This is a genomic window from Alcaligenes sp. SDU_A2 (genome assembly GCF_038237375.1).
Taxonomy (GTDB): Bacteria; Pseudomonadota; Gammaproteobacteria; order Burkholderiales; family Burkholderiaceae_B; genus Alcaligenes.
Window position 1 is genome coordinate 2,706,748 of sequence record NZ_CP151273.1, and the last position, 23,697, is coordinate 2,730,444.

At 60.4% G+C, this 23,697-nt stretch carries 21 protein-coding genes; 13 read left to right on the plus strand and 8 right to left on the minus strand.

Features of this window, described 5'->3' with window-relative positions; all coding sequences use genetic code 11:
- Positions 1–141: 141 nt before the first annotated feature.
- The 6 genes from lldR (at position 142) to AADW57_RS12480 (ending at position 6,585) form a co-directional block, all read left to right on the plus strand.
- Positions 142–921, plus strand: a complete 780-nt coding sequence (gene lldR, locus AADW57_RS12455) for a transcriptional regulator LldR (protein ID WP_341667214.1) — start codon at positions 142–144, stop codon at positions 919–921.
- A complete protein-coding gene (lldD, locus tag AADW57_RS12460; protein ID WP_341667215.1) occupies positions 918–2,057 on the plus strand; it encodes an FMN-dependent L-lactate dehydrogenase LldD in 1,140 nt (379 codons plus the stop codon). The genes lldR and lldD overlap by 4 nt, the downstream gene beginning before the upstream one ends.
- Before the next feature lie 100 nt (positions 2,058–2,157).
- Positions 2,158–2,910: a sulfite exporter TauE/SafE family protein gene (locus tag AADW57_RS12465; RefSeq protein WP_341667216.1), complete on the plus strand. Its 753-nt coding sequence runs from the start codon at positions 2,158–2,160 to the stop codon at positions 2,908–2,910.
- Between the two features lie 237 nt (positions 2,911–3,147).
- The gene (locus AADW57_RS12470; protein WP_341667217.1) at positions 3,148–4,155 is read left to right on the plus strand and encodes a TRAP transporter substrate-binding protein; all 1,008 of its coding nucleotides are present in this window, start codon (positions 3,148–3,150) and stop codon (positions 4,153–4,155) included.
- 91 nt (positions 4,156–4,246) lie between these two features.
- Positions 4,247–6,157, plus strand: coding sequence for a TRAP transporter large permease (locus tag AADW57_RS12475; protein WP_341667218.1), 1,911 nt, complete (start codon positions 4,247–4,249; stop codon positions 6,155–6,157).
- On the plus strand, positions 6,142–6,585 hold the full coding sequence (locus AADW57_RS12480; RefSeq protein ID WP_341667219.1) for a GlcG/HbpS family heme-binding protein: 444 nt from the start codon (positions 6,142–6,144) through the stop codon (positions 6,583–6,585). The genes AADW57_RS12475 and AADW57_RS12480 overlap by 16 nt, the downstream gene beginning before the upstream one ends.
- Before the next feature lie 684 nt (positions 6,586–7,269).
- On the opposite strand, the gene gltA is transcribed toward AADW57_RS12480, so the two are convergent.
- The 7 genes from gltA to AADW57_RS12515 form a co-directional block, all read right to left on the minus strand.
- Positions 7,270–8,568 carry a citrate synthase gene (gene gltA / locus AADW57_RS12485; RefSeq protein ID WP_341667220.1) on the minus strand — a complete coding sequence of 433 codons (1,299 nt, stop codon included), beginning with the start codon at positions 8,566–8,568 and terminating at the stop codon, positions 7,270–7,272.
- An 18-nt stretch (positions 8,569–8,586) separates the two neighbouring features.
- Positions 8,587–8,847, minus strand: coding sequence for a succinate dehydrogenase assembly factor 2 (locus AADW57_RS12490; RefSeq protein WP_341667221.1), 261 nt, complete (start codon positions 8,845–8,847; stop codon positions 8,587–8,589).
- 17 nt (positions 8,848–8,864) lie between these two features.
- Positions 8,865–9,581: a succinate dehydrogenase iron-sulfur subunit gene (locus AADW57_RS12495; protein ID WP_341667222.1), complete on the minus strand. Its 717-nt coding sequence runs from the start codon at positions 9,579–9,581 to the stop codon at positions 8,865–8,867.
- A 13-nt stretch (positions 9,582–9,594) separates the two neighbouring features.
- A complete protein-coding gene (sdhA, locus tag AADW57_RS12500; protein ID WP_445819206.1) occupies positions 9,595–11,301 on the minus strand; it encodes a succinate dehydrogenase flavoprotein subunit in 1,707 nt (568 codons plus the stop codon).
- A 75-nt stretch (positions 11,302–11,376) separates the two neighbouring features.
- The gene (gene sdhD / locus AADW57_RS12505; protein ID WP_341667224.1) at positions 11,377–11,760 is read right to left on the minus strand and encodes a succinate dehydrogenase, hydrophobic membrane anchor protein; all 384 of its coding nucleotides are present in this window, start codon (positions 11,758–11,760) and stop codon (positions 11,377–11,379) included.
- Entirely contained in the window at positions 11,760–12,173 is a 414-nt protein-coding gene (gene sdhC / locus AADW57_RS12510; protein ID WP_341667225.1) for a succinate dehydrogenase, cytochrome b556 subunit, read from the minus strand. The genes sdhD and sdhC overlap by 1 nt, the downstream gene beginning before the upstream one ends.
- A 101-nt stretch (positions 12,174–12,274) precedes the next feature.
- Positions 12,275–13,045, minus strand: coding sequence for a GntR family transcriptional regulator (locus AADW57_RS12515; RefSeq protein WP_341667226.1), 771 nt, complete (start codon positions 13,043–13,045; stop codon positions 12,275–12,277).
- A 293-nt stretch (positions 13,046–13,338) separates the two neighbouring features.
- Between AADW57_RS12515 and AADW57_RS12520 the strand changes: the two genes are divergently transcribed.
- On the plus strand, positions 13,339–14,328 hold the full coding sequence (locus AADW57_RS12520; RefSeq protein ID WP_341667227.1) for a malate dehydrogenase: 990 nt from the start codon (positions 13,339–13,341) through the stop codon (positions 14,326–14,328).
- A gap of 72 nt (positions 14,329–14,400) precedes the next feature.
- Here AADW57_RS12520 and prpR read toward each other — a convergent pair whose 3' ends face one another.
- Positions 14,401–16,368, minus strand: a complete 1,968-nt coding sequence (gene prpR / locus AADW57_RS12525; RefSeq protein ID WP_341667228.1) for a propionate catabolism operon regulatory protein PrpR — start codon at positions 16,366–16,368, stop codon at positions 14,401–14,403.
- Positions 16,369–16,606: 238 nt separating this feature from the next.
- Between prpR and prpB the strand changes: the two genes are divergently transcribed.
- The 6 genes from prpB to AADW57_RS12555 all read left to right on the plus strand — a co-directional run bounded on the left by prpB (position 16,607) and on the right by AADW57_RS12555 (position 23,644).
- Positions 16,607–17,506: a methylisocitrate lyase gene (prpB, locus tag AADW57_RS12530; RefSeq protein WP_341667229.1), complete on the plus strand. Its 900-nt coding sequence runs from the start codon at positions 16,607–16,609 to the stop codon at positions 17,504–17,506.
- A 90-nt stretch (positions 17,507–17,596) separates the two neighbouring features.
- The gene (prpC, locus tag AADW57_RS12535; protein ID WP_341667230.1) at positions 17,597–18,760 is read left to right on the plus strand and encodes a bifunctional 2-methylcitrate synthase/citrate synthase; all 1,164 of its coding nucleotides are present in this window, start codon (positions 17,597–17,599) and stop codon (positions 18,758–18,760) included.
- A 111-nt stretch (positions 18,761–18,871) separates the two neighbouring features.
- Entirely contained in the window at positions 18,872–19,273 is a 402-nt protein-coding gene (locus AADW57_RS12540) for a hypothetical protein (RefSeq protein WP_341667231.1), read from the plus strand.
- 13 nt (positions 19,274–19,286) lie between these two features.
- On the plus strand, positions 19,287–19,562 hold the full coding sequence (locus tag AADW57_RS12545) for a GNAT family N-acetyltransferase (protein WP_341667232.1): 276 nt from the start codon (positions 19,287–19,289) through the stop codon (positions 19,560–19,562).
- Positions 19,563–19,688: 126 nt separating this feature from the next.
- Positions 19,689–22,274, plus strand: coding sequence for a bifunctional aconitate hydratase 2/2-methylisocitrate dehydratase (gene acnB / locus AADW57_RS12550; protein ID WP_341667233.1), 2,586 nt, complete (start codon positions 19,689–19,691; stop codon positions 22,272–22,274).
- Positions 22,275–22,432: 158 nt separating this feature from the next.
- Complete coding sequence (locus AADW57_RS12555; protein WP_341667234.1) at positions 22,433–23,644, plus strand: DUF2863 family protein; 1,212 nt, start codon at positions 22,433–22,435, stop codon at positions 23,642–23,644.
- Positions 23,645–23,697 lie beyond the last annotated feature (53 nt).

Here is a 23,697-nt window from a genome sequence, read left to right on the forward strand (position 1 = left end):
TCTATTTAGATCGGGGAATGATAGCGGTATTACCACTTCTGGATTATTAGCAGTAACCCTTACCTACACCCTGGATTTTTGGCCGTATAATGACCATCAATTCCAAAAGTGGTATTACCACTTAGACTGGAAACCGACTCTATGACTACGCTTTCAAGTGCCCGTCTTTCTGATCAGGTTGCCGAGAAAATCCGGCAACTGATCCATGATCAGCAATTGCAGCCCGGCGACCGGATTCCTTCCGAACGTCACCTGGCCGAACTGCTGGCGGTATCGCGCGTCCCGATCCGCGAAGCCCTGCGCTCGCTCAATTCCCAGGGACTGCTGGTCACGCGACGCGGCGGCGGCACGTATGTGCAAGAAAGCGAACTGATGAATTGGCCGGCGCAAAGCATCGCGCCATTGGGCGAACTCATCAGCCAGGACCCGTTGTACCGCTACGATGTGCTCGAAGCGCGCCATGCCCTGGAAGCATGCACAGTCTGGCATGCCGCCCAGCGCGCCACCGAAACCGACAAGAACCACATCCGTCGCTGTTTCGACATCATGGTGCGTCACCAGCAAAACCAGGATGCGGAACTGTCGGCACGCGCCGATGCCCAGTTTCACCTGGCCATCGCCCAGGCCTCGCACAATGTCGTGCTACTGCAAATCATGAACGGCCTGTTCCAACTGGTCTTTTCCACCGTCAAAGAGAACCGTCGCGCCATGTTCGAATTCGACAATGCGCGCGAAGTCGAACTGCTGACCCGCCAGCACGAAAGCCTGATGGACGCCATTTTGAACGGCGAGGCCGACCAGGCCCGCGACCAGATCGCCCTGCACCTGGATCACGTCCAGACCAAACTGCGGCTCTCTGAAGAAAACAATGCTCGGGAACAGCGCCTGTCCCGTTTCAACAGCCATCTCTCGCAATCATGATCATTTCCTCTCCGACCGATTTCCGCGCCCAGGCGCAACGCCGTCTGCCCCCCTTTCTGTTTCACTACATTGACGGCGGTGCCTATGCCGAAGAAACATTGCGCCGCAACGTACAGGACCTGGCAGGCATCGCACTGCGCCAACGCGTGCTCAGCGACATGTCCAGCCTGGATCTGGGCGTAGAGCTATTCGGAGAAAAATTGTCCATGCCGGTCGCACTGGCCCCGGTGGGCCTGACCGGCATGTATGCGCGGCGCGGCGAAGTCCAGGCGGCCCAGGCCGCCGATCGCCACGGCATCCCCTTTACCATGTCCACCGTTTCGGTCTGCCCGATCGAAGAAGTGGCACCGGCCATCCAGCGCCCCATGTGGTTCCAGCTATACGTGCTACGCGATCGCGGTTTCATGAAAAGCGTGCTGGAACGGGCCCTGGCCGCCGGTTGCTCCACCCTGGTATTTACCGTAGATATGCCCGTGCCCGGCGCGCGCTATCGCGATGCGCACTCGGGCATGAGCGGCCCGAACGCTGCCCTGCGACGCTATGGTCAGGCCGTTACACATCCGCGTTGGTCGCTGGACGTAGGCCTGCGCGGCCGTCCGCATGACCTGGGCAATGTGTCGCGCTATCTGGGGCGGGCAGTGCAGCTGGAAGACTATATAGGCTGGCTGGGTGCCAACTTCGATCCATCCATATCCTGGAAAGACCTGCAATGGATTCGGGACTTCTGGCCCGGTGCCATGGTCATCAAGGGCATTCTGGACGCCGATGATGCCCGTGACGCCGTGCGTTTTGGGGCTGACGGCATCGTGGTGTCCAATCACGGCGGTCGCCAGCTGGACGGGGTGCTGTCCTCGGCCCGTGCCCTGCCGGCCATTGCCGATGCCGTTCAGGACGACCTGACCATTCTGGCTGATTCAGGTGTGCGTAACGGCCTGGATGTGCTGCGCATGCTGGCCCTGGGTGCCAAAGGCGTGCTGATCGGCCGCCCCTTTGTGTATGCCCTGGCCGCTGCCGGCGGTGCCGGCGTGTCCCACTTGCTGGAACTGATGGAAAAAGAACTGCGTGTGGCCATGACCCTGACCGGCACCCGCGACCTGTCCCGCGTCAGCCGCGACTGCCTGGCCGCCTTGCCCTGAGCCCAACGATACCCTGCGGCTGGACCAAGCCAGGGGCATAGCGAATCACTACAATCGGGGGGGAGTTTTCCTCCCGATTTTTTTAGCTTCAACTATTCCCATGCCGACCACGCTGCTGATTGCTCTCATCATAGGCCTGGGCACCTATTTCCAGACCGTTACTGGGTTTGGCCTGGCCATGATTGTCATCGGCCTAAGCAGTCTGCTCAAACTGGCCCCGGTCGCCTTTCTGGCGACGGTCATCAGCCTATTGACGATTGTGAACGGCACAGTCGCCTTGCGGGGCAAACACCATCTGATCCATTGGCCATCCACCTGGGCGGTACTGGCCGGCGTCGTTCCATCCACCGTGGCCGGCCTGATGCTGCTGGACTATCTGAGCAGCCAGGCCAGTTTGCTGCTGGAGTTTCTGCTGGGTCTGGTCATTATGTACAGCGGCATATCCTACGCCCTGAAGTCACCTGTGCGCAGTCGTATGTCCGGTTCCTTGTCTTTTTTCTTGAGCGGTGTCCTGACCGGGCTGTGCGGGGGGCTGTTCGGCATTCCCGGCCCACCCATCATCTTTCAGCTATATCGTCAGCCGCTGGAGTTTCCGACCGTACGGCATATGCTGCTGTTGATCTTCTCGACAACTTCAGCGGTGCGATGCGCGCACGAATGGGCCATCGGCGAACTGCAGACCTCCGCCATATGGACAGCCGCCATCGCCATGCCCCTGGTTATGCTGGCCACCTGGATCGCCCAGCGCCACCCTCCCCCAGTGCGTCCGAGCACATTGCAGCGCCTGACACTGATTATTCTGGTGCTGATCGGCCTGAGCCTGTGCCTGCCCGCATTAAAAGCCTGGCTGTAAAAAACCGCTTGCTTTCTGGACCCATAGCGCAAGTCCAGCACTTTTCATCTACAGGTTTACACTGATTTCGGCACCAAAAGTTCAGATTACAACAAAATCCGATTGACAGCCTAATTACCCATCGCCAATATCCAATCAAGTTCCAGTAAACGGAACTATTAATGTCGTAAAACGATATTTCATACAGCCCGTATGAAAATAGATGCCCAGACATCCATAACGATATTGGAGGTTGACATGAAAGCTCTTGCCTACGCCCTGCCCCTGGCCGCCTGCCTGGCGGCCTTCCCTGCCCAGGCCGACTACAGTGGTCCGGCCATCAAGTTTCGCCTGGCCCACACTGCGCCACCCGGCAATCACATCACCCAGGCCTATCAGACCTTCGCCGACCTGGTCAAAGAAAAATCAGGCAACAAAATCAAAGTGCAACTCTTTCCTGGGGCCGTGCTGGGCAGCGACCGGGTACTGATCGAAGGTGCCCAGAAAGGCTCTCTGGAAGTGGGCGTCAGCTCCACCCCGAATCTGGCCAACTTCTCGGCGATGTACCAGGTATTTGACCTGCCCTACATCACCACCCCTGCAAAACAAAACCAGTTCTATCAATCGATGGACCCCGGCGGCCCGCTGAACAACTACTTTGAAAAAGTCGCCAATGACATCGGCCTGCAACCCATCATGTATGCCGAGTACGGCTATCGACACTTCGTGTCGGCCGCCAAGCCCCTGAGCCGCACCGAAGATCTGCGCGGCCTGAAAATGCGCACGACCGACTCTCCAGTCGAAGTGGATGTGGCCAAGGCACTGGGCACCAACCCCGCTCCCATCGCCTGGGGCGAAGTCTATACGGCCCTGCAACAAGGCACCATCGACGCCGAAGGCAACACCTTTCCCCACCTGGCCGGAGCCAAACATCACGAAGCCCTGAAGTACGCCATTACCTCGGCGCACAACTACGGTATGCAAGTGGCTATGGCCAACAAAGCCTGGTGGGACAAGCTGCCGCCTGAAGCCCAGCAAATTATTCGCGAGTCCGCCCAAGAGGCGGTACAGGCCCAGCGCGAACGCTACTATCCCGACAACGAAAAGAAGGCCCGCGAGGAGTTCGCCAAAGCCGGCGTCGCCATTCACGAGGCCAGTCCCGCCGATCTGGAGCAGCTACGCGCCCTGACCCGGCCGGTCTACGAGCAATACGCTCAGAAGTTGCCCGCCGATCTGGTGCAACTGGTCATAGACACACAACAGTAACAAGGCCCGGCACCACGCCGCGTTCCCGCCTGCCGTTCGCCTTGGCGTTCCGGCAGGCCCTGTGCTGCCTGCGCCGGGAGGACAAAACAATATGAATTCTGCTTCTGCACGACTGAATGCGCTGGAAAAGCCATTCTTGTTCATCGGCCTGTTGCTGATGATTCTGATCATCAATTACCAAACCTTGTTCCGCTACGTCATGGCTACGCTCAGCCATCTGGCGACTGCGCCCGAGCAGCGCGCCTGGCTAAGCACCATCATCGATCCGGACCGCCTGCTGGCCACGCTGCGCTCGATGATAGGCTGGGCAAGCTGGACCGAAGAACTGTCTCGCTACATCTTCATCTGGATATCCTACCTGGCGGTGTCCCTGACCATTCTTACCCGTAGCGGCATCCGCGTGGATGTGCTGCACAAAGCCATGAATCCCGCCTGGAGCCGACGCCTGTGGCTGTCCATTGACTTGCTCAGTCTGCTGCTGACCGGCCTGCTGTGTTTCATGGGCGCAGAGCACATCCAAATGCAGCTGCAGTTCCCCCAAACCACACCCGCCTTGCAGATCAGCTATGCCATTCCGTATCTGATTCTTCCCATCGGCTTTGGCCTGATGGCGTTGCGCTGCGTGCAGGATATCCTGAACATGCGCGCCGAGCTTACCCCCTTGGACTGGGCCGCCGGGCTGTTATTGCCCGCGCTGCTGGCCCTGCCCGTTTTGCTCAGCGACGAGCTCAACCCCAGCCTGCTGCTGTTCGGCTACTTTGCCGTGCTGGTCGCCCTGGGCGTGCCGATTGCATTTTCGTTGGGGCTGGCCACGCTGGCCACTGTCGTGGGGGCCGGAACCTTGCCGATGGACTACCTGGCGCAGATCGCTTTCGTATCCATCGACTCCTTTCCCATCATGGCCATTCCCTTCTTTATCGCCGCCGGCGTATTCATGGGAGCGGGCGGTCTGTCCAACCGCTTGCTGGCCGTTGCTGACAAGCTGGTCGGGTCGCTGCCTGGCGGACTGGCTCTGGCCGCCATCATGACCTGCATGTTCTTTTCGGCCATCAGCGGCTCAGGCCCGGCAACGGTGGCCGCTATCGGCACCATCACCATTCCAGCCATGATCGCACGCGGTTACGACAAAGCCTTTGCCGCCTGCGTGGTGGCCTGCGCCGGTGCCATCGGCGTCATCATCCCCCCCAGCAATCCATTTGTGGTCTACGGCGTGTCAGGGCAGGTATCGATCGGCAAGCTGTTTGTCGCCGGCATCGTACCGGGCATTCTGATGGGCCTGGCACTGATGTTGGTGGCCTACCTGATCTCGCGCCGCCAGGGATGGCGCGGCGAACCCGGCGACCGTTCGCCGGCCGCCATAGGCCGCGCCATCTGGGAGGCAAAATGGGCACTGCTGGTGCCTGTCATCATCCTTGGCGGCATTTACGGCGGCATCATGACGCCTACCGAGTCAGCTGCCGTCGCAGCGCTGTACGGCCTGCTGGTAGGACTGTTTGTGTACAAAGAAATCACACTGACCAAACTGTGGAACGCCACCATCGAATCAGCGGTGACTTCATCCATCATCATCTTGCTGATGGCGATGGCCACGCTGTTCGGCAACATCATGACGATCGAACAGATCCCCGAGTTCATTGCCGAGCAAATACTGAGCCTGACCGACAACCGTATCCTGATCCTGCTGTTCATCAACGTGCTGCTGCTGGTGATCGGCATCTTCATGGAAGCGCTGGCCGCCATTGTGATCGTCACTCCCGTGCTGTTGCCGCTGGCCTTGAAAATGGGCGTGGACCCGATCCACTTCGGCATCATCATGGTCATGAATCTGGCCATCGGCTTTGTTACTCCACCAGTAGGCGTGAACCTGTTCGTGGCCAGCGGCATCGGCAAAATAGGCATAGAAAAAATCGCCCGTGCCGCCCTGCCCTTCCTGGCCATCATGCTGCTGATTCTGATGCTGGTCACTTACGTACCGGAGGTCTCTCTGTGGCTGACGCGATAAGTCCCATTCTGGCCCAGCCCCGCCTGGGCTTGGAGCCGGCACGCCAGATCCTGCTCTGGGCGCTGGAGCGCGCCCGCCAGGATGGCGGCGCACCGGTATGTCTGTCGCTATGCGATGGTCAGGGCGAACTCTTGCACTTTCTACGCATGGACCTGGCACCCGCCCGCTGCATCGCCATCGCGCAAGCCAAGGCTTATACCGCCGCGCGCTTTGGCGTACCAACCCGCAGCCTGGCGGAACGGCTGGAACGCGAAGCCCTTTTCCTGCCCGACTTCCAGGACAGCGGCCTGTGCAGCCTACCCGGCGGCGCACCCTTGCTCTGGCAGGGCCACTGCATCGCCGCGCTGGGAGTAAGCGGTCGCAGCCTGGATGCGGACGAGGTGCTGTGCCGGGAGGCGATACATCATGCGCAGACGCTGTTAGCTTGAGTCCGACCAGTATGGCCGCCAAAAAGTGGGCTTCGCCTATTTTCGGCGACCACCGTCTATTCATGAGCAGAATGCGGGCGCTAGAAATCACCGTTCAAATCGAGTACCGCTGCCCTGATCGGGACGCATGACCGGACGAGTCCTTAACTCCGGCTGCTGGCTTGTCCGCCGGACAAGCAGCAAGCACCGCCATCAAACAGAACGACGCCTGCACCCGGCCCGCACGTCCCTCCGTTTAGGCCAAGCACATCGGTGCCGTTCTCGCCAGGCTGGCCGCAGCGGTCCGGCGGGCGAGTCAGGGCCTACGCCGCAGGCGGGATGCCGGGGCGGGAGGCAAGGGGTGTGCTGTTCGAGCAGAATGCTTGTGATTCGTCCTGTGGACGAATCACTCTGCGAGTTCACGCCCCGCCCGCCCTGGTATCCTGACCAGGGAACCCGCGCAAAGCGCGGGCGAAGGCCCCAGCCAAGCCGGCCCGCTGCGGCCAGCCTGGCGAGAACCCGAAGTTCTCTACGCTTGGCCCAAACGGCCTACCCAATACGAAGGAGTCCCCGAATTTACTGGAAGAGTTCTCCAAAAAAAAGTGCACCTTAAAGGTGCACTTGGCGTCCGAACCAGCAGCCCGGCTGCCATTACCTGCGGTCAGTACGCCTGGAAGACTCCAAACATCTGACCACAAGCCATTCTTAACGCTTAACGTCGCGCTGCGTATCGCCCACGTACAACTGACGAGGACGACCGATCTTGTAGTTTGGATCGGACAGCATTTCGTTCCACTGGGCAATCCAGCCTACCGTACGGGCCAGCGCGAAGATCGCGGTGAACAAGGACGTAGGAATGCCGATGGCGCGCTGAACGATGCCCGAGTAGAAGTCCACGTTCGGGTACAGTTTGCGCTCGACGAAGTACGGATCTTCCAGAGCAATACGCTCCAGCTCCATCGCCAGCTTGAACAAAGGATCGTTCTGCAGGCCCAGGGCTTCCAGCACTTCCTTGCAGGTTTCCTGCATCAGCTTGGCGCGCGGATCGTAGTTCTTGTAGACGCGATGGCCAAAACCCATCAGGCGCACGCCCGAGTTCTTGTCTTTGACCTTCTCCATGAACTCGCCGACCTTGTCGATACCGCCATTGGCCTGCAGCTCTTCCAGCATGTTCAGACATGCTTCATTGGCACCGCCGTGGGCAGGACCCCACAGACACGCCACACCGGCAGCGATGGCGGCAAACGGGTTAGTGCCCGAAGAACCGCACAGACGCACCGTGGAGGTGGAGGCGTTCTGCTCGTGATCGGCGTGCAGAATGAAAATGCGGTCCAGAGCGCGCTCGACCACTTCATTGACGTGGTAGTCCTCGCAAGGAGTGGCGAACATCATGCGCAGGAAATTGCCCGTGTAGGACAGATCGTTCTGCGGGTAGATGAAAGGCTGGCCCAGCGAGTACTTGTAGGTCATGGCCACCAGCGTAGGCATCTTGGCGATCAGACGGATGGCCGAGACATGACGGTGGTGAGGATTGGTGATGTCCGTGGAATCATGATAGAAAGCCGACAGCGCGCCCACCAGACCGGTCAGGATGGCCATAGGGTGCGCATCCGGACGGAAACCACGCAGGAAATACTGCATCTGCTCCTGAACCATGGTGTGGTTCGTGACCAGAGAGTCGAAATCCTGTTTCTGGCCGGCATCGGGCAGATCGCCATTCAGAATCAGGTAACACACATCCATGAAGTCGCAGTTCTGCGCCAACTGGTCGATGGGGTAGCCGCGATACATCAGCTGGCCCTTGTCGCCGTCGATGTAGGTGATGCCCGATTCGCAGGAAGCGGTCGCCATGAAACCCGGGTCGTAGGTAAACATACCCGTCTGACCATAGAGCTTGCGGATATCAATGACCTCCGGGCCCACGGTTCCCTGGTACACAGGGAATTCGACCGCAGGGCTGCCGTCGGAGAAAGATAGCGTGGCTTTCTTGTCTGACAATTCCATCACTTTTTTCCTCAATGGTTAAAGCTTTCGCATAATTTCCACTAGCCGCCGGATGTCGGGCGTATCGAACCGCCCTTCTGGCTCGGAACGAGCCAGAAGGACATCCAGCAAAACTGTATCGTCCATTTCGAACAAGAGGGTCAGGGCCGACACGTCCACATCAGTAAGCTCAGTTTCGTGCCGATCCAGAAAACGGGTGATCATCAGATCGTTTTCCAGCAAGCCCCGCCGAGCGCGCCAGCGCAAGCGGGCGCGTTCCAGTTCCGTCAATGTTCTCATTGGTCCATACCCACCTTTTAGATGCTGCGACGCACCAGCATTTCTTTGATCTTGCCGATGGCGTGCGACGGATTCAGACCCTTGGGACAGACGTCCGTGCAGTTCATGATCGTATGGCAACGGAACAGGCGGTACGGATCTTCCAGGTTGTCCAGGCGCTCGCCCGTGGCTTCGTCGCGCGAGTCGGCGATAAAGCGGTAGGCTTGCAACAGACCGGCGGGACCGACGAATTTATCCGGATTCCACCAGAACGACGGGCAGGAGGTCGAGCAGCAAGCACACAGAATGCACTCGTACAGACCGTCCAGCTCTTCACGCGCTTCGGGGCTCTGCAGGCGCTCTTTTTCGGGAGGCGGCGCGTCGTTGATCAGGTAAGGCTTGACCGAATGGTACTGATCAAAGAAATGCGTCATGTCCACGATCAGATCGCGGATCACAGGCAGGCCGGGCAGCGGACGCAACACGATGGGTTCCTGCAGATCGCGCAGGTTCGTGGTGCAAGCCAGTCCGTTCTTGCCATTGATGTTCATGGCGTCCGAACCGCACACACCTTCACGGCAAGAACGGCGCAGCGCGACACTGTCGTCCACGTCGTTCTTGATGCGCAGGATCGCGTCCAGCAACATCTTGTCGGTAGGCTGCAGCTCGACTTCCAGCTTCTGCATGTAGGGACGCTCGTCCTTATCAGGATCGTAGCGGTAGATTTCGAATTTGACCTTGCGAGTTTGGCTCATTTCAATATCCTGCTTAGAAAGTCCGGGCCTTGGGCGGGATGGATTCGGCCGTCAGTGGCTTCATCTGGACGGGCTTGTAGTCCAGACGGCTGCCTTCGGAGAACCACAGGGTGTGACGCAGCCAGTTCTCGTCGTCACGCTCGGGGTGATCGTTCAGGGCATGGGCACCACGGCTTTCGGTGCGATTCGCCGCAGACTTGGTCGTGGCACGCGCCACTTCGATCATGTTGGCCACTTCCAGCGCTTCGATGCGCGCAGTGTTAAAGACCTTGGACTTGTCTTTGAAGTAGATGTCCTTGACTTCAGGCACCAGCGACTCGATGGCGGTCACGCCCTTGTTGAGCAGATCCATGGTGCGGAACACGCCGCAGTGCGCCTGCATGGCGGTACGGATCTTGTTGCCCACGTCCTGGGCTTTTTCACCCGAGGTGCGCGACTCCAGGCGGTTGACGCGGTCCAGGGAGAACTCAATGGAGGACTCGTTGATTTCCTGGTGGGCGTGCTCTTTCTCGGGGTGCGAGGCCACGATGTGGTTGCCCGAGGCACGACCAAATACGATCAAGTCCAGCAGCGAGTTCGTGCCCAGGCGGTTGGCACCGTGCACCGACGTGGCCGCGCATTCGCCGATGGCGTACAGACCGTTGACGATTTTGTTCTCGCCGTTGGCACCGGGCACCACGACCTGGCCGTAGTAGTTCGTCGGAATACCGCCCATCTGGTAATGGATGGTGGGTACCACGGGAATCGGGTCCTTGATGGGGTCCACGTTGCCAAACTTGATGGCGATTTCGCGGATCGAGGGCAGACGCTTTTTGATGACGTCGGCACCCAGGTGATCGAGCTTGAGCACCACGTAGCTGCCGTCGCCGCAACCGCGGCCTTCCTTGATTTCCTGGTCCATAGAGCGGGACACGAAGTCGCGCGGGGCCAGATCCTTCAGGGTAGGGGCATAACGCTCCATGAAGCGTTCGCCGTCTTTGTTCAGCAAAATGCCGCCTTCGCCGCGCACGCCTTCGGTAATCAGCACGCCTGCGCCGGCCACGCCGGTGGGGTGAAATTGCCAGAACTCCATGTCCTGCAGCGGCAGGCCGGCACGGGCAGCCATGCCCAGGCCATCGCCCGTATTAATGAAGGCGTTGGTAGACGCCGCCCAGATACGGCCGGCACCACCGGTGGCCAGCACCACGCGCTTGCCTTCCAGGATGTAGATTTCGCCGGTTTCCATTTCCAGGGCGGTCACGCCCAGCACATCGCCCGCTTCGTTGCGCAGCAGATCCAATGCCATCCATTCGACGAAGAACTGCGTACGGGCGGCCACGTTACGCTGGTACAGCGTATGCAACATGGCGTGACCGGTACGGTCGGCAGCGGCACAGGCGCGCTGCACGGGCTTTTCGCCGAAATTGGCGGTATGGCCGCCAAACGGACGCTGGTAAATGGTGCCGTCGGCGTTGCGGTCAAAAGGCATGCCGAAGTGTTCCAGCTCGTACACGGCGTGCGGTGCTTCGCGGCACATGAACTCGATGGCGTCCTGGTCGCCCAGCCAGTCCGAACCCTTGACGGTATCGTACATATGCCAGTACCAGTGGTCCTCGCTCATGTTGCCCAGCGATGCGCTGACGCCACCCTGAGCAGCCACGGTGTGGGAGCGGGTTGGGAATACTTTGGACAGGACCGCTACGGACAGACCGGCCTGAGCCAGTTGCAGGGAGCAGCGCATGCCGGCGCCGCCGGCACCGACCACGACCACGTCAAACTGGCGGCGGGGAAGAGAAGTTTTGATGGAAGCCACGGTTTAGAGACTCCAGATAATTTTTGCAAAAAACACGACAGATGCCACCAGCCACAACAGAGTCAGCACTTGCAGCAGCAGGCGCACTCCGGCGGGCTTGACATAGTCCATCCAGATGTCGCGCACGCCGATCCAGGCATGCCAGGACAAAGACAGGAAGAACAGCGTGGCCAGCAATTGGCCCAATGGCAATGCGCCGATACGGAAAGTGAACAGGCCGCGCCAGGTCTCGAAATTCAGTTCGCTGCTGAACAGGATGCCGCCGACGATGACCAGGGTGTAGATGGCCATGATGACGGCCGTAACCCGCTGCGCCAGAAAATCGAGCGTGCCGTAGTGAGCGCCGACAACCAGGCGGTGTGCGCCGATGCGTTCGCGATTAGCCATTACCAGACCCCAAAAAGTTTCAGACCAAAGACCAGAGTCAGCGCCAGGCTGACGCCGAAAACCATGCCCGCCGACTTCTTGGCCGACTCCTTGTCGTTGCCGATGTGCAGATCGAGGATCAGGTAACGGATGCCAGCGCAGAAGTGGTGCAGATAACCCCAGATCAGAGCCAGCAAAATCAGCTTACAGACGGGATTGTCGACATAGCTGCGCAGGGTCTCGAACGATTCGGGAGAGCTGACACTGAGGGAGAACAGCGGCAACAGCACGAGCGGCAGACAAAGGAACAGCAATGCGCCGCTGACGCGATGCAAAATCGACGATTTTGCCGCCAGTGGCAAGCGGTAACTCAATATCTGCGGCACGCTGATATTGCGATACTGCGGGCGCTGCTTGGGTGCGGTATCAGACATGATGGCCTCGAAGTAGATAAAAAAAAGAAATTACAGATAAACCTTGGTATTTTCACCGATTTGACAAGACGATGCAGTATCAAATGCCGTATGCCGTCGGTCTAGTTCAAAGTGTTTCGATAATGAAAGCGCTCGGTGAGGTACAGGCCGCGACGCAGTTCCACAGGACGGTCGCCATACGTGTAGGAGACCCGCTCGACCTGCAGCAAGGGCGTGCCCTGGGCAACCTGCAACACGGCGGCGGCTTCTCCTGCGGCGGCAACGGCGCCGATCTTTTCGTCGGCTCGCACCATGCTGACGCCGAACTTGCTCTCGAACCAGGCATACATAGGGCCTTTGTTCTGTACGGCCGCCTCCAGGGTCAGGCCCTTGAAGGCCGAACCGGGCAACCAGATATCGTCGTAAATGGTGGGGACTTGCTCGAAGGACAGCACCCGACGCAGATTGACCACCATATCCGAAGTGCGCAGATCCAGCAGCACGGCCACATCGGCAGGTGCTTTAAGGCGGCGCACATCCAGGATGCGGCTGGAGGAAGGCACGGGCTTGCCGTCGTCCGGGGCCAGGCGCAGGAAGCGAAAACGCACGCGGGCTTCGTGGTGCGTGGCCACGAAGGTGCCCTTGCCCTGGCGACGGATCAGCAGATTGTCGGCCGCCAGCTCGTCGATGGCTTTACGCACCGTTCCCTGGCTGACCTGAAAACGGGCCGCCAACTCCAGTTCGCTGGGAATGGACTCGCCGGGTTTCCACTCGCCGCGATCCAGCCCTTGTAACAAAAGAGCCTTGATCTGCTGATACAGTGGGCTATAGGCCGCACTGGGCGCGGATTTTTCGATTTCCGAGGCGCGTATGGGCGGCACGTTTTCAGACATGGTTGATAATGAACAAGTGCGCACGACACGCCGGGGCGCGGCGAACTTGTAAACAAAATAGACAGTACGCTAATTTTCGCATGCCCCGCCCCGAATGTCTAACACTCTTCTGTCTTATATAAGATATAAGACGTTTGACGTGCTGCCGGTTTTGGTCTAGGCTGCGCAGTGAAAAAAAGGGCTGTGAACGCCCTGCGAAAAACCGCCAGCCAGGCTCGATGCGACACCCGCAAAAGCATTAAACTGTGTTTTTCGTCCTCGACTTTCAAACCCAAAAACGGAGTCATACTCTCATGTCCAAACCCGCAATGCGTGTTGCCGTCACTGGTGCCGCCGGTCAGATCGGCTACGCCCTGCTGTTTCGCATCGCTTCCGGCGAAATGCTGGGCAAAGACCAGCCCGTGATCCTGCAGTTGCTGGAGCTGCCCGACGAGAAAGCCCAGAAAGCCCTGAAGGGCGTCATGATGGAACTGGACGACTGCGCCTTCCCGCTGCTGCAAGGCATGTCCGCCCACAGCGATGCCGAAGAAGCCTTCAAAGATGTCGACGTGGCCCTGCTGGTGGGCGCACGCCCACGCGGCCCAGGCATGGAACGCAAAGACCTGCTGGCTTTCAACGCCCAGATATTCACCGCCCAGGGCCGCGCCCTGAACAAAGTCGCCAGCCGCGACGTGAAAGTGCTGGTGGTCGGCAATCCGGCCAACACCAACGCCTACATCGCCATGAAGTCCGCCCCCGATCTGCCGGCCAAGAACTTCACCGCCATGCTGCGCCTGGACCACAACCGCGCCCTGTCGCAGTTGGCCACCAAGTCCGGCAAGGCGGTTGCTGACATCGAGAACCTGATCGTGTGGGGCAACCACTCGCCCACCATGTACCCTGACACCCGTTTCGCTACCGTGAACGGCGAGAAGATCGACGCGATCATCAACGATCAGGCATGGAACCGCGACACCTTCATCCCCACCGTGGGCAAACGTGGTGCCGCCATCATCGAAGCCCGTGGCCTGTCCTCGGCCGCTTCGGCTGCCAACGCTGCCATCGACCACGTGCGTGACTGGGTCCTGGGCTCGAATGGCAAATGGGTCACCATGGGTGTTCCTTCGGACGGTTCCTACGGCATCCCAGAAGGCATCATCTACGGTGTGCCTGTGACCACCGAAAACGGCGAATACAAGCGTGTGGAAGGCCTGGAAATCGACGCCTTCTCGCGTGAGCGCATGGACCACACTCTGAACGAGTTGCTGGAAGAGCGTGACGGCGTGAAAGATCTGCTGGGCTGATCGACACACCCAGAAAAATCCCCGCCAGCCCTGCCGGCGGGGATTTTTTTTGACTCTGCCCCCCCCCACCTACTAGGAACGCAGCTTGCGCCACAAGGTCGTGCGGCTGATTCCCAGACGCGCAGCAGCCTGCTCACGATTGCCACCACATTGCTCCAGCACCTGCAACAGATACGCATGTTCGCTACGTTCGCGCTGACCGCGTAAACTCTCCGGCCCCAGCCGCTCTACCCCCGCCGCATCATCGCCCGACGCCACGCCGCCGGCAGACACATCCCTGGCCCGGCTTGAAGCCAGCAGTTCCGGCACCAGCCCCTCCACAGACAGTGCCTGTTCGGGCTGAGCTGCACCCAGCACCATCAGGCGCTCAATCAGATTTTCCAGTTCGCGGATATTGCCCGGCCAATCGTAATCCTGGCCCGCCCGCAGCAAAGCCTGCACCCACCCCTTGGGCATTTGCGCGCCCAGACGCTGCGCCACTTTGTCGGCCAGGTGCGCCGCCAACGCAGGCAAGTCCTGACGTCGCTGCCGCAGCGGCGGCAAATGCAGGACCAGAATATTCAGACGATAAAACAGATCCTGACGAAACCGGCCATCGCGCACCAGCGCCGCCAGATCGCGGTGGGTCGCCGCAATCACGCGCACATCCACCGGAGCAGGCTCTATGGCCCCCAGACGCAACACCTCTTTTTCCTGTAGCACCCGCAGCAGTCGCGTCTGCAAGGACAACGGCATATCGCCGATCTCATCCAGAAACAGCGTGCCGGTGTGCGCCGCCTCGAACAGCCCCACCTTGCCACCGCGGCTGGAGCCGGTAAACGCGCCTTCCACATAGCCGAACAATTCGCTTTCCAGCAGCCCATCGGGAAACGCGGCACAGTTGATCGCCACGAAAGGCTGTGAGCGCCGCCCACTGGCCTGATGCATGCCCTGTGCCAACAGCTCCTTGCCGGTGCCGCTCTCGCCGATAATCAAGGCCGTGGCCGCGCTTTGCGCACAGGCCTGCGCCTGCTTGCGCACCCGACACATAACGGCGCTGTCTCCCACCAGATCGGACAGGCTATAGCGCGCGGCATGCGACACCGCACGGTGGCTGCGCGAGCGCAAGCTGCGGTCCAAGCGCTGAATCGCCGCCGGGTCCTGGCACACCAGCACCGCGCCGGTCAGACGCCCCTGCTCCAGAATGGGCGTGCGGCTGACCACTGCCATGCGCTCACCCACAGGCTGCACCACGTCCTGCTGAGCGTCCAGGCTACGCAGCGTGGAACGTAATTGCAGCTCGGGCTTCAGATCGCTCAGGCAGCGTCCCAGCAGTTCCTGCGCAGGCCGCCCCAGCCAGGCCTCCATTGCCGGATTCACCGTTTCGACCCGCTCCTGCGCATCGACCGCCACGACGCCATCGCGCAACTGAGCCAGAATCGTATTTAATCGCTCCCGACGTGCCGATTCAGCACGCGCCACCCTGGCCAGCTCAATCGCCCCTTCCAGAGCCTCGCACACAGCGCCCTGGGAATAAAGCAGGACACCGTCCATGCCACTGTCCCGCGCCAGATCCACCACCAACCCCGGTGCCAGCACACGCTGCACGCCAAGGCTGCGCAACTCCTGAACACAGCGACGCGCATCGCTTTGGCTACGATAGGCACGCAAATACACCGGCAAACCAAAACGCTCGATAAATGCCTGTAACTCGGGCGGCGGATCGCCATACGTAACGACGGCCATGCTCTGCACGGACGGGGCTGACTGAGCCAAGCCGCGCAAAATATCGAACCCGCCCGGACGCACCAGCACCACCGGCACATCCAGATGTTCACGCAGATAATGGCCATTCGAACCGGCAGACACCAATACATCCAGCTCGCCCAAGCGACGCATGGCCTGAATCATGTCCACCGCCTCGCCATAGGCTTTGTCCACGATCAAGATTTCAGCCTGATCGCGGTACAAGGGCACCAATTCCTCTAGCAGAGAGCGCAAACCGTGCAGGCCGACCGCGACCACACGCAACCGAGGCGAATCTTGCGATACCACAGACATCAAAGCCTCCACAGCCCAAAAACGAAACAGTGTTTCAGATATAGTTTCAATAATGAAACATGATTGAAGATGAATCAAGCGCATGTCCACGCCCCGCCCTTCCTCAAAACCCTGTGCAGCCACGCCCCGGCACACTGATCGGACAGCCTTTAAAATCTGGCACGTTGTTTGCTTAATTTTTTTCAGCATGGCAGCCAGGCCCTGCGCCCTGCCCCACCTTTCTTGATACGGAGCAATCATGAGCCACCACGACACGACATCGGCCGGCAGCCGTTTTCGCCAGGCCCTGCGCGACGAACAACCTTTGCAAATCATCGGCGCGATCAACGCCAACCACGCCTTGCTGGCCCAGCGCGCCGGCTACCGGGCCATCTACCTGTCCGGCGGCGGCGTGGCCGCCGGCTCCCTGGGCTTGCCCGATCTGGGCATCAATACCCTGGACGATGTGCTGACCGATATACGCCGCATCACCGACGTGTGCGAACTGCCGCTGCTGGTCGATATAGACACCGGCTTTGGCGCATCGGCATTCAACATCGCCCGCACGATCAAAAGCCTGATCAAATTCGGGGCCGCCGCCTGCCACATCGAGGATCAAGTCGGTGCCAAGCGCTGCGGCCATCGCCCCGGCAAGGAAATCGTCAGCGCCGGCGAAATGGTGGACCGCGTCAAGGCGGCGGTAGACGCACGGACCGACCCGGACTTTTTCATCATGGCCCGCACCGACGCGATTGCCGTGGAAGGCGTGGATGCCGCCTTGGAGCGCGCGCAGGCCTGCGTGCAAGCCGGCGCCGACGGCATTTTCGCCGAAGCCTGCTATGACCTGGACACCTACCGCCGCTTTACCCAGACTCTGAACGTGCCCGTGCTGGCCAACATTACCGAGTTTGGCAAGACGCCGTTGTTCACCGTGCAAGAACTGGCTTCGGCTCAGGTGGCGATGGTGCTCTACCCGCTGTCGGCCTTCCGTGCCATGAATAAGGCCGCCGAAACCGTGTATCAGGCCATCCGCCGCGATGGTCATCAGAAAAATGTGGTGGACTTGATGCAGACCCGTGAAGAGCTATACGATCGCATCGGCTACCATGACTACGAACAACGGCTGGACGCTCTGTTCCAGAAAAACAAGAAATCCTGAGTCCGGCCCGCTCCCGGCACGGAGCCAGCCAGACCCGCCGCTTATCCAGGCGCACGGCCACACCGTGTGCCCACCAACCAGGAGACCCGCATGAGCAGCACCGAGAACACCCCCGCCGCCGGCTTCAAACCCAAGAAATCCGTCGCCCTGTCGGGCGTGGTGGCCGGCAACACCGCCCTTTGCACCGTTGGCCGCAGCGGCAACGACCTGCACTACCGTGGTTACGACATTCTGGATCTGGCGCAGGCCTGCGAATTTGAAGAAGTGGCCCACCTGCTGATCCACGGAAAACTGCCCAACCGCGACGAACTGCGTGCCTACAAGCAAAAGCTCAAGCGCCTGCGCGGCTTGCCTCTGGCCGTACAAAGCGCGCTGGAAACTCTGCCCGCGCACAGCCACCCCATGGACGTCATGCGTACCGCCGTCTCGGTATTGGGCTGCGTGCTGCCCGAAAAGGACGATCACAATCTGCCCGACGCGCGCGACATCGCCGACCGGCTGATGGCCTGCCTGGGCTCGGCCCTGCTGTACTGGTATCACTACAGCCACAATGGCGAGATGATCGACGTGCAGACCGACGACGACAGCATAGGCGCGCACTTTCTGCACCTGCTGCACGGCGAAAAACCGTCGGCCCAGTGGGAACGCGCCATGCATACCTCGCTGAATCTGTACGCCGAGCACGAGTTCAATGCCTCTACATTCACCAGCCGGGTCATTGCTGGCACGGGTTCGGACTTTTATTCGGCCATCGCCGGTGCCATAGGCGCGCTGCGCGGCCCCAAGCACGGCGGTGCCAACGAAGTGGCCTTTGAAATCCAGAAGCGCTACGACACACCCGATCAGGCCGAACAGGACATACGCCAGCGCGTGGAAAACAAAGAAGTCATCATCGGCTTCGGCCATCCCGTCTACACAGTCTCGGACCCTCGCAACGAAGTCATTAAATCCGTTGCCAAAGAGCTGGCCGAACAGGACGGCAACACGCGCATGTACGACATTGCCGAACGTCTGGAAACCGTCATGTGGGACGTCAAAAAAATGTTCCCCAATCTGGACTGGTTCTCGGCCGTGTCCTACCACACGATGGGCGTGCCAACGGCCATGTTCACCCCGCTGTTCGTCATAGCGCGCACCGCCGGCTGGGCGGCGCACATCATCGAACAACGCATCGACAACAAAATCATTCGCCCTACGGCCAACTATGTAGGACCGGAAAACCAGGCCTTTGTCCCCCTGGATCAGCGCCCCTAAGCACCGGTACGCATGCGCCTGCCCAGCCCGGCATGCGCTATCATGCATCCGTAATTTGATGCACAGCCCCGCAGCCTTCGGCCTGCGGGGCCGATTTTTCCGGTGACCTCGATGTTCTCTGATTTTGTCCACTACGCGCTGCCCCTGGCCGCCACCCTGATGCTGGCCTGCGCCCTGACCGCCTTGGCCAGCGGCGCTTATTTGCTGCTGTTTAATCTGCGCAGCACCCACCAGGCGCTACGCCACCCCTACCTGGACCAGCACCCCTGGAGCCGTCTACCGATCACACTGAAGGCCGGAATCTTGCTGGACTACTTTCTGCGCCTGAACTTTCCATCCCGCCACAGCGGCGTGTTCGGCAACGCCAACCGCCTGCTGGCGCACGTACAGCGCGACCAGGTGCCTATGGGCATCAAATGGCCGCTCATGGGACTGTGGGGCGGTTGTTTCATCGGACTGGTCTGCATGCTGGCGCTATGGGTGCTGATCGCGCTGCAGCCGGCTGCCACCTGAAAGGAATACGTCTATGAATCTGAACATACAGCACGATCCCCACGCCCGGCAGTTCTTCTGCACGGTCGATGCGCTGCGCTGCGTCATCGACTACGAACTGAATGGCACTGTCATGAGCATCACGCATACCGGAGTGCCTGCGGCGCTGGAAGGCCGCGGCATCGCCGGCCAGTTGACCCGTTACGCGCTGGAAACCGCCAAAAAGCAACACTGGACGGTACGGCCTTTATGCAGCTATGCCGCCGTCTACATCCGGCGTCACCCCGAATACGCCGACCTGCTGGCCTGATTCAGCTTTCTGCAAGTCTTATATAAGATATAAGACCCTTGCCTCACTTCCCGCTTCAAATTACAATCGGGACACTATTCGATTTTCCCGAATTCCATTTCAACCCTCACCGATAGGCCCTGCACCATGCTGGACTCTTACCGCGAACACGTTGCCGAGCGCGCCGCGCTGGGCATTCCTCCGCTGCCTCTGTCGGCTCAGCAAACTGCCGACCTGATCGAGCTCATCAAGAACCCGCCTGCCGGCGAAGAAGCATTCCTGCTCGACCTGCTGACGCACCGCGTCCCCGCCGGCGTGGACGACGCCGCCAAGGTCAAGGCCTCTTACCTGGCCGCCGTGGCGCTGGGCACCGAGACCTGTGCCCTGATCAGCCGCGAACGCGCCACCGAATTGCTGGGCACCATGCTGGGCGGCTACAACATCAGCCCACTGATCGAGCTGCTGGATCAACCCGGCCTGGGTCAGATCGCCGCCAACGGCCTCAAGAACACCCTGCTCATGTTCGACTCCTTCCACGATGTGCAGGAAAAAGCCGAAAAGGGCAATGCCTACGCCAAGGAAGTGATGCAGAGCTGGGCCGACGGCGAATGGTTCACCAGCCGCCCCGAAGTCCCCGAAAGCATGACCATCACGGTCTTCAAAGTTACCGGCGAAACCAATACCGACGACCTCTCGCCTGCCCCCGACGCCTGGAGCCGCCCCGACATTCCGCTGCATGCCCTGGCCATGCTCAAGAATCCGCGTCCCGGCATCACCCCCGAAGAACCCGGCAAAAAAGGCCCGGTCGCCTTCATCGAGTCGCTCAAGGAAAAAGGCAATCTGGTGGCCTACGTCGGCGACGTGGTGGGTACCGGCTCGTCGCGCAAGTCCGCCACCAACTCGGTGTTGTGGTTTACGGGCGAAGACATCCCTTACGTCCCTAACAAGCGCTTCGGCGGCGTGTGCCTGGGCAGCAAGATTGCTCCCATCTTCTACAACACCATGGAAGATGCCGGTGCCCTGCCTATCGAGCTGGATGTCTCGCAAATGGAAATGGGCGATGTGATCGAATTGCGCCCCTACGACGGCAAGGCCCTCAAGAACGGCCAGGTCATCGCCGAGTTCCAAGTCAAATCCGATGTGCTGTTTGACGAAGTGCGCGCCGGCGGCCGCATTCCGCTGATCATCGGCCGCGGTCTGACCACACGCGCCCGCGAAGCGCTGGGCCTGCCGCCCACCACGCTGTTCCGCCTGCCGCAAAGCCCCGCCGACACCGGCAAAGGCTATTCCCTGGCCCAGAAGATGGTCGGTCGCGCCTGCGGTCTGCCCGAAGGCACCGGCGTGCGTCCCGGCACCTACTGCGAACCCCGCATGACGACAGTCGGCAGCCAGGACACCACCGGCCCGATGACACGTGACGAACTCAAGGATCTGGCCTGCCTGGGCTTCTCGTCCGACCTGGTGATGCAGTCCTTCTGCCACACCGCTGCCTACCCCAAGCCCGTGGACGTCAAGACCCACCACGAACTGCCCGCCTTCATCAGCACGCGCGGCGGCGTTTCGCTGCGCCCCGGCGACGGCATCATCCACTCCTGGCTGAACCGCATGCTGCTGCCCGATACCGTGGGCACCGGCGGCGACTCGCACACCCGTTTCCCTATCGGCATCAGCTTCCCTGCCGGCTCCGGTCTGGTGGCCTTTGCCGCTGCTACCGGCGTGATGCCGCTGGACATGCCTGAATCCGTGCTGGTGCGCTTCAAGGGCGACATGCAGCCCGGCGTCACCCTGCGCGACCTGGTCAACGCCATTCCCTTGTATGCCATCAAGCAGGGCCTGCTGACTGTGGAAAAAGCCGGCAAGAAGAACATCTTCTCCGGTCGCATCCTGGAAATCGAGGGCCTGCCCAACCTGAAGATCGAACAAGCCTTCGAGCTGTCCGACGCTTCTGCCGAACGCTCGGCCGCCGCCTGCACGGTGCGCCTGAACAAAGAGCCCATCATCGAGTACCTGAACAGCAACATCACGCTGCTCAAGTGGATGATTGCCAACGGCTACGAAGACGAACGCACCCTGGGCCGCCGCATCAAGGCAATGGAAGCTTGGCTGGCCGACCCTCAACTGCTGGAGCCGGACGCCGACGTCGACTACGCTGCCGTCATCGAAATCGACCTGGCCGACATCCACGAACCTATCGTGGCCTGCCCGAACGACCCCGACGACGTCAAGACCCTGTCGGACGTGGCCGGCACCGTCATCGACGAAGTGTTCATCGGTAGCTGCATGACCAACATCGGCCACTTCCGTGCAGCCTCCAAGCTGCTGGAAGGCAAGCGCGACATCCCCACGCGCCTGTGGGTCGCTCCGCCGACCAAGATGGACCAACAGCAACTGACCGAGGAAGGCCACTACAGCGTATTGGGCGTGGCCGGCGCGCGCATGGAAATGCCGGGCTGCTCGCTGTGCATGGGTAACCAGGCACAAGTACGCGAAGGTGCTACCGTCATGTCCACCAGCACCCGCAACTTCCCCAACCGTCTGGGCAAGAACAGCAATGTCTTCCTGGGCTCGGCCGAACTGGCCGCCATCTGCTCGCGTCTGGGCCGCATCCCGACCCGCGAAGAGTATCTGGCGGACATGGGTGTTCTGCAAGCCAATAGCGACAATATCTATCGCTACATGAACTTCGACCAAATCGAAGAGTTCAAGGAAATTGCCGACTCCGTAGGCCTGTAAGCCGCAGGGTTTACTTGCAACGCCTTCGCCGCAGTACGCGGCGAAGGCGTTTTTCTTTGTTTGCTCCCTATTCTCGACACGCCCCTTCCCGGCCCGGTCTCCACCTGGACCGTGCCACGGAGTAAACTAGGGTGTCCATCAACCGGCAACGTATGTCAATGTCGCAACTCAATCCCAAACTGCTCGCTCAACAACCCAAGGAAGTCCAGCGCCTGGTCAACTATGCCGACGCCCTGGTGCGTTCCGGTTCGCAAGTCGAAGACCGCTATTGGCAAGGGCTGGCTGCTCAGTTGCTGACCAAACTGTACGCCGGTCGCCGCAACAATACGGTCGAGCAGACGCTGGAGCTGCTGGGCAACCAACAACAGCATCAGCACTACGAAATCATGATGGAGCTGGCCGAGTCCCAGGCCGAAAGCCTGCGCATCGAACACAACGGCATCCACTACGACGCCTTATTGTTCTCCGCCCCTCTGACGGCATGGACACGCTATCAACTACCCCAAGGCACCTTGACCGACACCCAGCGCCAGGAACTGGTGGCTGCATTGCAATCGAGCATTCTGGCCGAAGGCAGTCTATGCGCACTGGTCCCTGACCTGGTCAGCTACGACGAAATGCCCCAGACCTATCAACAGGCCTACGAATGGACACAGGCGCTGACGGCCAAGGCACTGGGCCGCAGCCGCGACGATGTGCGCCCGATCGCCCCGCAGGAAGCCAGCACGCTGCTGGCCGATGCGCGCTTTCTGGTGGGCGTTGCCCTGGTGCCGGTCGGACAGGCCCTGTTTCGCTGGCAGACGCCCAGCGACAATGCCAACGCCGCCCACCTGGCCTGCATAGAACAATGGGTGCAAAAATGCAGCCCCATCCTGGGCCCCTTGTTCACCGGCTGCCAGATCCAGTACCTGGCCCCCAACGCCTACTACGTCAACACCCGCGAGGCCGACCGCGAAATCCGCCCTTTGTCGGTCCAGGCCGGCGTTACCTGGCTGCAGACCGCTGCCAATATCACACCGGACCAACTGCGCGCGGTAATCGTGGCCTGCGGCAACGAACTGGTCGAAGAATACCGCGTCGGCTTCAGCACCTTGGCCTCGCCCACCGTCATCTACGGCTGCATCTGGCCGGTGCTCAGCCAGGAAGAAGCCGAGGCCTCACTGAGCGACGACAATCACATCGATATTCCGGACATCATCGCCGCCCTGCTGAAAACGCTGGGCGTGCAACATGTACAGCGTCTGCCCGGCCTGCATTCGACCGAAATCTGCGATGACTGCCACGCGCCTTTCTTTCCCGACATTCACGGCGAGATGCAGCATCCCGAACTGCCCGACGAAATCGACCTGGACCCGGTCCAGCTGCACTAAAGGCGTTAAGGTAGCCATCAAGGCATTCCCACAACTTGTCATTGCCCGCGTCT